Source organism: Robertkochia flava (genome assembly GCF_020166515.1).
GTDB lineage: Bacteria > Bacteroidota > Bacteroidia > Flavobacteriales > Flavobacteriaceae > Robertkochia > Robertkochia flava.
Genome location: NZ_JAINZT010000001.1, coordinates 65,587 through 79,322, shown reverse-complemented (window position 1 = coordinate 79,322; position 13,736 = coordinate 65,587). Strand labels below are relative to the sequence as shown.

Annotated in this window: 12 protein-coding genes; 1 reads left to right on the top strand and 11 read right to left on the bottom strand. The window is 47.2% G+C overall.

Annotation, left to right across the window (positions count from 1 at the left end):
- Positions 1-2 precede the first annotated feature (2 nt).
- Genes K7R11_RS00345 through K7R11_RS00335 form a run of 3 tightly spaced genes read right to left on the bottom strand, consistent with a single transcriptional unit; the run spans position 3 to position 4,254 of the window.
- Positions 3-1,745, bottom strand: a complete 1,743-nt coding sequence (locus tag K7R11_RS00345; RefSeq protein WP_224487761.1) for a DUF885 domain-containing protein — start codon at positions 1,743-1,745, stop codon at positions 3-5.
- Entirely contained in the window at positions 1,742-3,331 is a 1,590-nt protein-coding gene (locus K7R11_RS00340; protein WP_224487760.1) for an aldehyde dehydrogenase (NADP(+)), read from the bottom strand. The genes K7R11_RS00345 and K7R11_RS00340 overlap by 4 nt, the downstream gene beginning before the upstream one ends.
- Positions 3,328-4,254 (bottom strand): dihydrodipicolinate synthase family protein, encoded by a 927-nt coding sequence (locus K7R11_RS00335; protein ID WP_224487758.1) that lies wholly within the window; start codon positions 4,252-4,254, stop codon positions 3,328-3,330. The genes K7R11_RS00340 and K7R11_RS00335 overlap by 4 nt, the downstream gene beginning before the upstream one ends.
- Before the next feature lie 138 nt (positions 4,255-4,392).
- On the opposite strand from K7R11_RS00335, the gene K7R11_RS00330 reads away from it, so the two are divergent.
- A complete protein-coding gene (locus tag K7R11_RS00330; RefSeq protein ID WP_224487756.1) occupies positions 4,393-5,241 on the top strand; it encodes a helix-turn-helix transcriptional regulator in 849 nt (282 codons plus the stop codon).
- Between the two features lie 33 nt (positions 5,242-5,274).
- Here K7R11_RS00330 and K7R11_RS00325 read toward each other — a convergent pair whose 3' ends face one another.
- From K7R11_RS00325 to hemW, 8 genes are all read right to left on the bottom strand, one after another.
- Entirely contained in the window at positions 5,275-5,877 is a 603-nt protein-coding gene (locus tag K7R11_RS00325; protein WP_224487754.1) for a nuclear transport factor 2 family protein, read from the bottom strand.
- A 349-nt stretch (positions 5,878-6,226) separates the two neighbouring features.
- A complete protein-coding gene (locus tag K7R11_RS00320) occupies positions 6,227-7,639 on the bottom strand; it encodes a serine hydrolase domain-containing protein (RefSeq protein ID WP_224487753.1) in 1,413 nt (470 codons plus the stop codon).
- Between the two features lie 2 nt (positions 7,640-7,641).
- Complete coding sequence (locus K7R11_RS00315; RefSeq protein WP_224487752.1) at positions 7,642-9,063, bottom strand: serine hydrolase domain-containing protein; 1,422 nt, start codon at positions 9,061-9,063, stop codon at positions 7,642-7,644.
- Between the two features lie 438 nt (positions 9,064-9,501).
- Positions 9,502-10,104, bottom strand: coding sequence for a nuclear transport factor 2 family protein (locus K7R11_RS00310; RefSeq protein WP_224487751.1), 603 nt, complete (start codon positions 10,102-10,104; stop codon positions 9,502-9,504).
- Between the two features lie 339 nt (positions 10,105-10,443).
- Positions 10,444-10,818 (bottom strand): MmcQ/YjbR family DNA-binding protein, encoded by a 375-nt coding sequence (locus tag K7R11_RS00305; protein ID WP_224487750.1) that lies wholly within the window; start codon positions 10,816-10,818, stop codon positions 10,444-10,446.
- A gap of 1 nt (position 10,819) precedes the next feature.
- A complete protein-coding gene (locus K7R11_RS00300) occupies positions 10,820-11,476 on the bottom strand; it encodes a DUF4230 domain-containing protein (protein ID WP_224487749.1) in 657 nt (218 codons plus the stop codon).
- A 218-nt stretch (positions 11,477-11,694) separates the two neighbouring features.
- Positions 11,695-12,447, bottom strand: a complete 753-nt coding sequence (locus tag K7R11_RS00295) for a cyclase family protein (RefSeq protein ID WP_224487747.1) — start codon at positions 12,445-12,447, stop codon at positions 11,695-11,697.
- 11 nt (positions 12,448-12,458) lie between these two features.
- Positions 12,459-13,622, bottom strand: a complete 1,164-nt coding sequence (hemW, locus tag K7R11_RS00290) for a radical SAM family heme chaperone HemW (protein ID WP_224487745.1) — start codon at positions 13,620-13,622, stop codon at positions 12,459-12,461.
- Positions 13,623-13,736 lie beyond the last annotated feature (114 nt).

The window sequence follows — 13,736 nt, the reverse complement described above, 5'->3', positions numbered from 1 at the left end:
CTTTAAATGGCAGCTCGATCTGCCTTGTTTTTGGTTATATATGCGTTAATGCGTTCTTCAAGGATGGGAAGGGTAACGGTGCCCTGTTCCAGGATCACCTCATGGAATTCCCGGATGTCAAAATCTTTGCCCAGTTCTTTTTCTGCCAGGGCCCGAAGTTCCCTGATCTTTAATTCTCCGATCTTGTAGGAGATGGCCTGACCCGGCCATGCAATATATCGGTCGGTTTCGGTGTTGATCTCGTGGATGGAAAGGGCAGTGTTCTTCGCCATATATTCCACCACTTCTTCCCGCGTCCATCCAAAAGCATGGATGCCGGTATCCACAACGAGTCTGCAGGCCCGCCACATCTCATAGGTGAGTTTTCCAAAACGTTCATATGGCGTGGTGTAAATGCCCATCTCTCCTGCCAGGGTTTCGGTGTAGAGTGCCCAGCCTTCGCCGTAGGCAGACAGGTAAAGATTTTTCCTGAATCCGGGAATGCTGTCGCCTAATTCGTTGTTCAGCGCGCCTTGTAAATGGTGACCCGGAACGGCTTCGTGAGCGGTTAATGAGGGCAATACGTATAAAGGCCGACTGTCCAGTTTATAAGTGTTCACGAGATAGTATCCGGGCTGTGTGGGTGCCCCCGGCGGACTATACCTTCCCCCGGTGTAAATGGGGGCAAGGGCATCGGGAACCTTTTTAACTCCGTAAGGCCGGCGGGGCAGGGTTTTGAAAAATGCCGGCAGCTGGGCATCAATGCGTTTGGCAATGTCCCGGGCCTGTTTTAGAAGCTCCTCCCCTGAGGTAGCGTAAAATTGAGGTTCCTTTCGCAGGTAATCCATGAATTCGTCAAGGGAGCCGCGGAAGCCTGTTTCCTCTAAAATGGCCAGCATCTCCTTCCTTATACGCGCAACCTCCTTCAGTCCTTTTTCATGTATATCCTTTGCCGTATAGCTGTCGGTAGTGGTGTAATAGTTGATTCGGTTCTGGTAGAATTCTGCCCCCTCCGGGGTGGTGGAAACCCCGATGGCTTCCCTGGTATTCGGGATGTATTCCCCTTCAAAAAATTCCCTGATCTTCAGGAAGGAAGGAATCACGCTGTCGCGAATCAGTTGACGTCCGGCAATTGCCATAGAGTCCCTCTTTAAGTCCGGGATGATCTCAGGGAGTTTGCTTAACGGACCAAAAAATAAACTGGAATCAACATCCTCCACAATATGCTGATTGTAAGTGGATGCATAATTCTTAAAGATGATCCTGGGCTGGGAAGTGCCAGACTCCAGGCTCTTCCTCAACAGTGAAATATGCTGGCGGGTGAATTCGGGAATAGCGCCAAGCATCTCCAGGTAAGCCTGTGCTTCCTTTATGTTCGTCAACGGACGTATGCGGTAATTCAGATTCAGGTGGAATCCCCCGTCAGAGGTGATGGGGTTCCAGTGCATGTTTTGCCTGTAATAATCCGATTGGTCCTGCAAAACAAATTTCAGCAGATCAAGAGATATTTTTTCAGTCTCAGAAAGAGTGCTCCGTTCCAGACCGGCAAGTTCCTCCAGTTTTTTCTCCGCAAATTCGGCTTCTGCACGAAAAACGGAGTCGGTATGCAACCCGAGGGGATAACGTCCCCGGTCAAAGGGTTTAAAAGAATCCACCTGTTGAATTACAGCTTTAAGCTGCCCCGAAGAAGAGGGCTGCTTTTCCGGCCCGCAGGATAAAATGCTTAAGACAGTTAGTATAAGTATAGCGTTCAGGTAAACTTTCATGAGGAAATACTTTTGTTGGTGATCGTTCCATTAACGGTTCTGAAGATCCCGAAAGGATTGCTGTTTTGAATTTCACCGGGTAACAGGGCCTCAGGGAAACTCTGGAAGGCTACCGGGCGAACCCATCTTCTTATGGCTCCGGTACCAACAGAGGTAAAGCGACTGTCTGTAGTGCTGGGATAGGGTCCTCCGTGTTGCATACTGGGACATACTTCGACGCCTGTAGGTACCCCGTTGATGATGACTCTGCCCGTGCGTTCCCTGGCCTGGTCGATGAGGTCTTTATGTTCAGACAGCTCCTTCTCGTTGCCTAATATACTAATGGTAAGCTGTCCCTTCATGTTGCTAATGACCTGGTTTTTTTCGTTCTCGTCAGCGCATCTTACCAAAATGGAGAAGGGCCCGAAAACTTCTTCCATAAGTTCTTCATCAGCCAGGAGATCCTTTGCCTGCACGGAGGCGAGAATAAGATTTCCATGATTGGCCGTTACGGTGGTATCATTGCCGGCGGCCATTTCTACCGTGGGTTTCGAAAGCAAGCGCTGGTAGCCCACCCGAAACCGTTCAAAAATATCGGGATGCAGCATGCATTGCGCAGGTTGTTGCGCAGCCGCTTTAGAGAGATGATCACAAAAGGCATCCAGTTCAGGACCTTCAGTGGCGATGATTACCCCCGGATTCGTGCAGAACTGACCCGCTCCCAGATTAATGGAACCGGCGAGTTGCCCGGCCCAGTATTCGGCATTTTCCCGAAGTGCAGAAGGCAGCAGGATCACCGGGTTTACACTACCCATTTCCGCAAAAACCGGAATAGGCTCCGGGCGTTGTTGTGCCAGCTGTGCAAGGGCGGTTCCTCCGGCGAAACTCCCTGTAAACCCAACAGCCCTGATGCCGGGGTGCCCGACCAGGTGCTCTCCTACTGTTTTATCCCGGCTGTTGAGGTTGGCAAAGACTCCCCTTGGAACATGGAGCTTATCCATGGCTTTTTTTATGGCTGTAGCTACCAATTCGCCGGTACCGGCGTGCAGCGGATGACTCTTAACGATCACCGGACAGCCGGCTGCCAGGGCACTCGCAGTATCGCCCCCCGCAGTGGAAAAAGCAAGTGGGAAATTGCTCGCTCCGAAAACGGCCACAGGCCCGATAGGCAAGAGCATCTTTCGGATATCCGGTTTGGGAACCGGGGTTCGTTCCGGTTGCGCTGTGTCGATACTGGCCTCTACCCAGGATCCCTCCTTTACCAGGGTGGCAAACATGAGCAGCTGGTTGATGGTTCTGCCCAACTCTCCGTTTGCCCTGCCTTCAGGAAGTCCGGTCTCCAGGCAGTAGGCATGTACGATCTCTTTTCTCAGGAATTCCAGTTCTTCGGAGATAGCCTCCAGAAAAGCGGCTTTTTTTGAACCTGAAAAATTTTTGTAGGTAGCAAATGCATGGGTTGCCGCATTCACTGCCTGGTCAATCTCTTCCGGGCTTGCTTCATAAAAGATCCACTCATTGGCACTATTCATACCGGGATTAAAGGTCTTAAAAACTGTTTTGCTTTCCGCGGTCCATTGTCCGTTAATCAGGTTCTTTCCATGCATCATAAGGCAGCTGTATTTAGATGGTACCGGGTTAGGTCAGGTCGGTTTTTTAATCCTTCCCTTATTATGTTTTCAACTCTTTTCCGTTCTTCGCCCTCCAGGGGAAGACGGGGTGGACGAACAAATTCGCTTCCGATTCCGGTGGCTTTTTCCGCCATCTTGATGTTTTGCACCAGTTGCGGGTTAATATCAAGTTCCAGCAGAGGAAGGAACCACCGGTAGATCTCAATAGCCTCTGCTATACGACCTTCCTGTACCAGCTCGTAGATGGCAACCGTTTCTGCCGGGAAGGCACAGACCAGTCCCGCAACCCATCCTTCGGCTCCCATGAGCATGCTCTCCAGGGCCAGGGTATCGACCCCGGAAAGGATCTTAAGGCGGTCTCCGAAGCGGTTTTTGATACGTGTGATATTGGAGATGTCCCGGGTCGATTCCTTTACCGCCTGGATATTTTCGTGTTTGAGAAGCTCCTCGAACATATCCAGGGTCACTTCGATCTGGTAATCTACCGGGTTGTTATAAACCATGATGGGAAGGGAGGTGCTCTGCGCAACCGCTTTGAAATAAACCATGGTTTCCCTGGAAGTGGCCTTGTAGCGCATCGGCGGGAGCATCATAAGGCCCGAAGCACCCAGCTTTTCTGCTTTTTGTGCACTTTCTATGGCTCCGGCCGTACTTTGCTCAGCAATATTGATGATCACCGGAACCCGGTTGTTGCAAAGCGCTATGGTTTCTTTTAATAGTGCATCTTTTTCCTGCGGGGTTAATGTACTGGCCTCCCCAAGGGTGCCGCCCAGAATGATGCCGTGAACTCCGGCCTCGAGTTGCGCTTTGATATTTACTGCGAACAGGTCCATATCCAGTTGGTCGTCGGGCGTAAATTTGGTGGTAACAGCGGGCATGACCCCCTTCCATTGAAAATTCATAATGATAGTGTTTTTGGTATTACAAAGTTAGACGGTGTCTTAAGGATACAGTGCTATCATTTTAGCTTATTTTGACTGTATATTACCCTGTTTAAATTAATTTAGCCAATAATTGGTATAATATAAGGGTTTTTAAGCGTGAAAGTATTTCCATTTAAAATTCCGAAACCTGCGAATGAAAACCTGGTGATCCAGGTAGACCGGGAACGGATCTTTTATGATAAGCTGCATCAGCATCAGGAGATACAGGTGAGTTACCTGGTGGAAGGGTATGGAAAGTTGCTTGTGAACGATAATGTATTCAGCTATCGCCCCGGCGATTTGTTCGTTATTGGAGGAGAGATGCCTCACCTGTTTCGTTCAGAGCCCAGAGGGCAGGAGGAGTCGCATATGATCTCATTTTTCCTTACCGAAGAGGCTTTCGGGCCTGATTTCTTCAGGAAAAAGGAAGTAGTGGGGCTTCGGCCGTTTTTTGCTAAAAGTGACCTGGGCGTGGTATTAAGGGCAGATCAGCACAGCCTTTCAAATGCCTTTCTGGCGCTTCCGGAGCTGGGTCAGTTCCGGCAGTTCCTTACCGTACTACAGATCATGAATAGTCTTGCTGAGGTCGAAGGGGAGGCCCTGAGCCGGTTTCGGTATAACAAAGGTATTTCTGATGCCGATGGGGAACGCTTACAGGTGGTGTTTGACCAGGTGATCCGGAATTTCAGGGACCCTATCGCCCTTAATGATATTGCCGGGATGGTGCATATGACCCCGAACGCCTTTTGCAGGTACTTTAAAACAAGGACCAATAAGACCTTTTTTGAGTATCTCATCGCTGTGCGTATCGAACACGCCTGTGAACTCCTCATTACCCGAAAGGAGCTGTCGGTTGCCGATGTGGCCTATGCCTGTGGCTTCAGGACGCTTTCTAATTTTAATCGTAAATTCAGGGAGCTCACTGGGATAACCCCGAAGGCTTATCAGGGTAATTACAGCATCTGAGGTCATAATTTTGAGCCTGGGCATTCTGAAATCTTATTGAGAAATCGCCTCATGGTCGTAGCTGATCACCCTTTTTAATTTCCAGTCCTCACCTTCCTTGACCCAAAGGTGAATGAATTTCCCATTACCTTCGAGGTCTCCACTTTCGGCCTGGTGATATTGATTGATGCCTCGCTGCAGGGCTCCGTAGAGTTTTTTTCCGTCGTAAAGCGGAAATGACTGAAGGGTCCCGGGTTTGAGTTTTCGTCTATAGTGATCTCCTATGGTTTGAAATCTTTGGATCATCATTTCTGAGGCAGCTCTTGAATTCCGGTCATCAAGTATTCCGGTACGATCATGGTAGAATTCAAAATCCTGGTGGATCATTTTCCGTGCCAGGGCAGTGTCTTTTTGATTGTAAGCCCGGGTATAGAAGAGGCTGTCCAGCAGGGCCATTTCTGCTTCAAAGGGACTAAGTTTAATTTCAGCTTCTCCAACCCGTTTAATCTCCGGTTTGATAGCCGGCGGGATGTCCGGGTTGGTTCTGGGAGGCCTTTGACCGGAAAGCCTTAAGCGGTTGGCGCTGTACTCGGAAGACGCATCTTCGCAGGAACAAACTGTTGTCAACAGGATAAGTATGCACAGGATTCTTTTCATCTCACCATATGTTTTTATTAAGGCAGGCAATTTCAAATCGCATTCAGCCTGATGCTTAAAGTTTACAGGGTGGGGGAAACTACCGGGGGAAAACAAACGGGAACCGGTGAGGTGGATTGCCTTTAATTCTAAATTCAAACGGTCTCCGAATGCGGTCAGGGGGAAGGTCTAAAGGGTTGGTAAACAACTACCTTAGTGGTCTAAAAATCGTAAATATTTTTGGAAGCGGCAATAATTTTAACTTTTACACGGGAGTTTGCCCACCTCTTGGGAGGGAGATTTTTCCTTACAGGAAGAAACTAAAAAGACAAGAAAAAGAGCTAAAATGGATATGCTATAGCACCTCATTTTATTTCGAATTTGTTTGATGCTTATGCTGATCTTTTATCAATAAATAATTATGGGAGATATAATCCAAAGCTAAACTGTCATGGTGGATCTGAATAAGAAAGGGTTTGTCTTCATGCTTCCAGGTATTTTCCCCCAAAAACATACTGAAGTCTTCGTTTTTTCCGCCTGCAGTTTCGTAAACAAGGCCATTCTCAGAGACTGTTATTTTTATGCATTCAGGTCCGTTCTCATGAGCGTTGCAATAGGTGCCATTAAGATCTTTAGGGTTTACGTCGAGGTCAACGCTTAGGTGTTTAGCGGTAGGGAGTACAGATCCCTGCAATTGTGTAACCAATTCTCCGGTATGTAGACTACCACGCGTATTAAGCAGTATGATGATATAAAGATCTTCGGTTGGCAAGTACCGCACACTGCTACTGTACCCTGGTATCCCTCCAAGATGTCCGATAGTTTGGTAGCCATTTACTTCAGTCAAATCCAGTCCTGCATTGTATTGGATATTTCTCCAACCGTGAAGCATGGTGGGAGTAATCATGATTTCATAAGCTGCTTTTGAAAGTACTTTTCCATTATGAAGTGCTTCCATCCAGATCAGCAGGTCTTCCGCAGTACTGCAGAGCGAACCGGCAGCATAAGGCCATGAATGATCTAACAACTCATGCTTTTGAAGTTTGCCGTCTTTATAATCATAACCATAAGCCTTATTGGGTTCTATGCGATCGTTCGAACAATAATTCGTGTTGTGCATTCCCAAAGGTGAGAAGAAGGTATCATCGAGGTAATCTTCATACGATTGACCGCTTAACTTTTCGATGATCATACCCAATATGAAATAAGCCGAATCATTGTAGAATTGAGCCTCCCCGGGAGGAAACATCATGCCTGCAGCTTCAGTCATGGTAAGAATGGAATCCTTGCTGAACGGGCGTTGTACGATATTCCAGAAATCAGGCAATAATTTTTGTTGAAAGATTCCTGAGGTATGATTTAGCAGATGATGAATGCGTACATCATAGCCTTGGGTATCAAAGTCGATATAATCAGTCATGGGATCATAGAGGGATAACTTCCCTTCTTCCACTAATTTTAAGATGGCTGCCGCGGTGAATTGTTTGGTGACAGAAGCGATCTCGTACATGGCATTTTCCGGCATGGGTACACCAAGTTCGATACTGGCTTTTCCATAGGTCTTTCGTAAGAGGGTGTCGCCGGCCTTGTATACCAATACTTCTCCCCCGGCCAGCAAAGAGCTGTCAATGGCAGTTTGAAAGAGGGAATCGGCCGTGCGTTCGAGTTTTGAGGTTTCCGGTGGATCGAGTTGGGCCAGTTTTTTAGTAGTTTCACTTTCCTTGCAGCCGGAAATAAGAGCTAGGATCGAGACCGCAAGAGTACCATATTTAAGTACATTCATTTTTACTTGGTTTTTGATTCTTCGTTAGCTGTTTTGTCCTTGATAAGGATATAATTACCCGCTCCATAATCGATCTCCAGGGTGTCACCACGAAACCTGACCCTTTCTCGCCATTCCGTATTCTCCCACGTATCATTCCCGCGATAATCAGTAAGTGAAATGGTGAAGTCATTTTTAGGGTAGGTTAGTCTAAGACCTTCATCAATTGATTTTAACTGTATTTTTTTTGGGCCTGCGTCCAGGCTACCCGTATACATGCCTTCAAATTTTTTTGAGAGAGGCTTGTGTCTTGGTTCTTCAACAACTGAAGGATCAAGAGCTGAAAAGGCAAGCTTCTTATATATCAAATTGAGTTCATCTGCTCCAATGCTATTGAGAAGGACAATAACATAGAGCTGGTGGTCGGGAAAAAAGTATGCTTCAGTAGAATATCCGGGAATTCCTCCACCATGACCAATAAGGGAGATGCCTCCGTCCTTTGATACATGGAGTCCATATGCATATCTTAGTTGTCTCCAGCCCTGGATTTCTTTAGGGCTGATCATTTTTTGATACATGGCTGGTGAAAATACTTTTCCGTTGTGCAGGGCCTTCATCCATAAAAGCAGGTCTTCTGCAGTACTGCAAAGAGAACCGGCGGAATAGGGCCAGGAATGGTCGACTCTCATATGCTTGATGAGTTTGCTGTCTTTGTAGTCGTAACCATAGACTTTATTGGGTTCAATACGATCGTTTGAACAATAGTTGGTGTTATCCATGCCAAGGGGAGTGAAGAAGGTATCATCGAGATAGTCTTCGTACGATTTTCCACTGATCTTTTCGATGATAAGACCTAAGATCTGATAGGCTGAATCGTTGTAAAATTGGGCCTCTCCGGACGGAAACATCATGCCTTGCTTTTCGATCATTGCAATGATCGAATCCTGGGTAAACGGGCGCTGGACGATATTCCAAAAATCCGGTAACATTTTCACCTGGAAGATCCCTGAAGTGTGGTTTAATAGGTGATGAATGCGCACATCATAGCCTTGAGTATCAAAATCGATATACTTGGTCATGGGGTCGTCCAGGGAGAGCTTTCCTTCCTCGGCCAATTTTAAGATTGCTGCCGCGGTGAACTGCTTGGTGACTGAAGCGATCTCGTAAACCGCATTTTTTGGCATAGGAACATCGAGTTCGATACTGGCCTTTCCATAGGTTTTCCTTAACAAGGTATCCCCGTCTTTGTAAACAAGGACTTCGCCACCGGCCAGCATAGAGCTGTCTATTGCGGTTTGAAAAAGGGAATCGGCCGTGCGTTCGAGTTCCGAGGTTTCCGGAAGATCCAACTCGGCCATAGTATTCCCGGAGGTGTTTTCTTTGCAGGCATAGCATGATAACAGGATAATGCCGGCGAATGCGATGCATTTGATAAGCGTTTTCATGTTGGTATGGTTCATTTGTGAAAGAAGGTTATTTATATGAAGGTTAGTTGTTTTGGTGAATTGGGTTCCGGCTCTGACCTATCCTGGACTTATAAGCCGAACACGATCAAAACTTATGTTAAAGTAGTCTGCCCGAATAGTATTTGAAAGGATGTATTCCGGGGTTTTAAAGGGATGAACAGGTGTTTTTTCCGAAGAGAGAAAAGGATGTGTCACGATTTCGGTAGCGAACTGGGGGGAGGTTCTCAGTTTGCTGAAAAGCGTCATGTCAGGTTGTTTTTTATTGGCATTCAGAGCTTTAATATAAGCACTTTATTTCGGAATACCATAAGAATTAACCTACATAAATCTAGTTTGGAGGGAGGTAGCATAGCCACAGGCCAGGTCTGAGTTTAAGTCAGTAATGATAACCCTTAGGTTTATGATGAAGCAGGCGATTTACTCAACGATCGCTTTATGGTCGTAACTGATAACCCTCTTCAATTTCCACTGATCGCCCTCTTTGATCCAAAGATGGATAAAATGCCCGGTGCCTTCCAGGTCGCCGGTTTTTACGTTGTGGTATTGGTTGACCCCGTTTTGTAAAGCCCCGTAAAGCGACTTGCCGTTATACATGGGAAAAGATCTGAGCGTTCCGGGCTTGAGCGTCCTTTTATACTTTTTGCCAATATCAAAAAATCTTCTGATCATAACCTCCGAGGCCTGAAGGCTGTCCTTGTCGGTGAGGGCCCCGATGCGATCGTGGTACAACTCAAAATCTTCATGGATCATTTTGCGGGCCAGGGCAGTGTCTTTTTGATTGTAAGCCCGGGTATAGAAGAGGCTGTCCAGCAGGGCCATTTCTGCTTCAAAGGGACTAAGTTTAATTTCAGCTTCCCCAACCCGGTTAATTTCCGGTTTGATAGCCGGCGGGATGTCCGGGTTGGTTCTGGGGGGCCTTTGATCTGAAAGCCTTAAGCGGTTGGCGCTGTACTCGAAAGACGCATCTTCGCAGGAACAAACTGTTGTCAACAGGATAAGTATGCACAGGATTCTTTTCATCTCACCATATGTTTTTATTAAGGCAGGCAATTTCAAATCGCATTCAGCCTGATGCTTAAAGTTTACAGGGTGGGGGAAACTACCGGGGGAAAACAAACGGGAACTGGTGAGGTGGATTGCCTTTAATTCTAAATTCAAACGGTCTCCGAATGCGGTCAGGGGGAAGGTCTAAAGGGTTGGTAAACAACTACCTTAGTGGTCTAAAAACCGTAAATATTTTTGGAAGCGGCAATAATTTTAACTTTTACACGGGAGTTTGCCCGGGGAGCGTAAGAAAAAAATGAAGGGAGGTATTCGAGACCGGGGGCAACAGTTCTACAGCCTGATCCCCTCTGGAATTCATTTCTTATCTAGGGCGTCCAGTTCTGCGCGTAACTTTTTGGTGAGTCCGGCAACAATCCGTTCATAGGAGTGGTCCACCAATTCCAGGAGGAGTTGTGGAGGAACATCCATATCTGCACGAACGGTATTCCAGTGCAGCTTATCCATATGGAATCCAGGGGTAATACCTGCGTATTCTTCCCGTAGCAAAGCGCTGCGTTCCGGATCACATTTCAGGTTAATACTGGGGTATCCGGCTTCCCATTTTTCCAGGGGGATAAGGGCAAACATCTTGCCCATGACCTTAAAGACCAGGGTGTGTTTGTCAAAAGGGAAGGATTCTGTGACCCCTTTTTTCTCAATGCAGTATTCCCGGAGTTGATCGATGTACATATCAGGATTCTACAGACTGTTTTTTGCTTTTCCTCCCGGAGAGTTTCAGGTCTTCTGTTGAACTTTCGATCTCCAGGGCGCTGTAGTCGAGTTTCCAGCCGATGGCCTGTACCATGCTTTCTATCATCAAAACGGCGTCCATCGCTTCTTTTTTGGCACTTTCCAGAAGTCCGCTTTCCGGAACCTTGCTCAGGATGTGCTGCCGGGCTTCCTGGTGTACTGCCGAAAGATCGTCTGTTTTAAACCAGTTAAACAATCCTTCCTTGATATCGTAATACTTAACGTCGGGCTCTATACTTAAAACTTCGGGCTGTGGGAACTCCTTCATGATGATCTTTTTGGAATGCTCGTCGGCTGCCAATTTGATCTTTTTCAGATCGAATCCCACCTGTACCCGGGCATTGATCACCAGCAAGGCTTTTTTCTTACTGCTCACCAGGCGTAAAAACAACTCTTTAACGTTTTCGTATTGATAGATTTCGGCAAATTCACCTTCCACCGTAACCAGTTTGCAGACATGGCGAATTTTTTCCAGCAGCACCACAGATTGGGAATGGGTGATCTCCCGGGATTTTCTGGAACGCCAGATGGTGAACATCCAGTACATACCCAGCCCGCCGAGTAAAAAGCCTATAAGTATTTCTGCCAGATCATTCATAGGAGTTAAAAACAGATAAAGATCTTACCTATAAACCTACGAAAAAAAGCGGAGATGTTAAGGGGCTATGGAGCAAAGTAGTATGTAAAGGACCGAAGGAGCAGCATTGTTCTGAAATTCCATATCCCAAGTCCCAAAATTCAGCCCTTCGTACCTTCGTACCCGCGTAACTCCGTACCTTTTGCCAATTCAAACCTGTCTGCCGACAGGCAGGCTCGTCACTCGAACGCTAACTTGTAAAGTACCGGTTTTGAGGGTGCTGCATCATTCTCGAACGATGCGATCTGAAGGTTTAACAGGTATAGTCCGTCTTCAGTTGCATCGGGTACGAAAATGAATTCGGTGATGGTGGTTCCCGGTCGTGGATCGTCGGGATAGTTCCAAAAGGCCTTGTGAGCCAATAGTTTCCCATCGTCCTTTTCCTTATCCACAGAAGGTAAATCCACAAGAAGGTGCTCAATGCCTTTTTCGGCTATCCATTTCGCAGCCTTTTCTTCCAGGTAGGGCGGATTGGAATGCGAATATTGTCGGGAGCGTTTGGAATGGTCATTGGGGAGGGTTCGGATCACAAGGGCCTCCGGGATATCCTCGTTTAAAGCAGATGACAGCATTTCCATGGTGATCACCCGGTCGTCTCCTTTCGTTTCAGGAGCCACAGTTACCAGGCGGGCCAGGAAAAAAAAGGTTTTCAGCTCCCGGTTTACAGAGCGGAATTCCTTGCTGATATGACCTACACATTCGGTATGGGTACCGTGGGCGTGAGGATTAAAAAAAATGTTATTAAAGTTGGTGGAAGCTCCCTCGGCAACGCTTCCGGTAAAATCCCCATCCTTTACGGGAATTATTGAAGGTGGGGGAACATACCATGCATTTACATTATCAGGGCCGTTTATTAAAGAAAGCGAAATATCTACAGGCTTTGATAGGTCGGCTCTGAAGGTTCCTTTTGGATGTTCGATCTGGATTTTCAAGGGATGGTGTATTAAGGTTCCTGTAAATTTATAAGAAAAAGGTCAGATGCCAGGCCGTCGGCCAGGAACTTTCCCTTCGGGGTGGTCTTCAGGATCTGTTCGCCATCCTCATCGGTAATGATCAGGAACCCGTCCCGCCTGTGGGCAGTACTTTGTTCCAGGAGGTAATCCATAAAAGACGGGCCAAAGTCACGGGAGATACGATCCAGAGAAACGCCCCATATGGTGCGCAATCCGGTCATCAGATATTCGTTATACCGGTCTTTTGAGGTCAGGGTTTCACGTTCTAAAGGCAGCTGCCTCGAGGCCAGGCTTTTGATGTATTTTGGGTTGCTGGCGATATTCCAGGATCGGGTAACCCCATCGTAACTATGGGCAGAGGGACCGATCCCAAGGTATTTTTTGCCCTGCCAGTAGGCGGAGTTATTGAGACTGAAGTACCCCGGTTTGCCAAAGTTGGAAAGTTCGTAATGAACAAACCCATGATCCTTTAAAGCTGCGGTCAGCAGTGCAAATTGTGCGGCAGCTTGCTCATCGCTCGGGTCTTCGATCACTCCTTTTTTGATAAAATGTTCCAGGGCAGTTTTGGGCTCAACCGTTAGGGCGTAACTCGAAATATGGGGTATATTGAAGGAAAGGGCGGTTTCAATGTTTTCTTTCCAGGCGGCATCGCTGAGCCCGGGAATGCCATAGATCAGATCTATGGAGATGTTGTCGAAATGTTTTGTAGCCACTTTCAGGCATTTTAATGCTTCTTTGGCGTTATGGGCCCGGTTCATAAGCCTGAGGTCCTCCTCCCGAAATGACTGTATACCAATGCTGAGTCGGTTAACACCGATGTTCTTGTATTCCTGTAACAAATTTTCAGTATCTGTCTCTACCAGGTCATCCGGGTTTACTTCGATGGTGAGCTCTATGCTTTCAGCTACCGGGAAATGCTCGTAAACTCCCGTGATCAGTCGATGCAGTTCTTTCGGCTGAAGTCTGCTGGGTGTGCCGCCTCCAAAGTAGATCGTTTCTACCGTTTCTCCCCCGAGCTCTTCCTTTCGCAATTCCAGTTCCGTGAGCAAAGCGGCGATCATCTCCTCCTTGTGTTTCATCGAAGTGGAGAAATGAAAGTCGCAGTAGTGACATGCCTGCCTGCAAAAAGGGATATGGATATAGATTCCGGCCATACGGGAGTTACGAGGTTACAAGGTTACGAAGGTACGAAGATTGGTTTAGTGAATGGTGAGTGGTGAGTCGGGAGTAGGGGGGAGATGTCTTTGAAGGACTTATAGTTCTTTTGG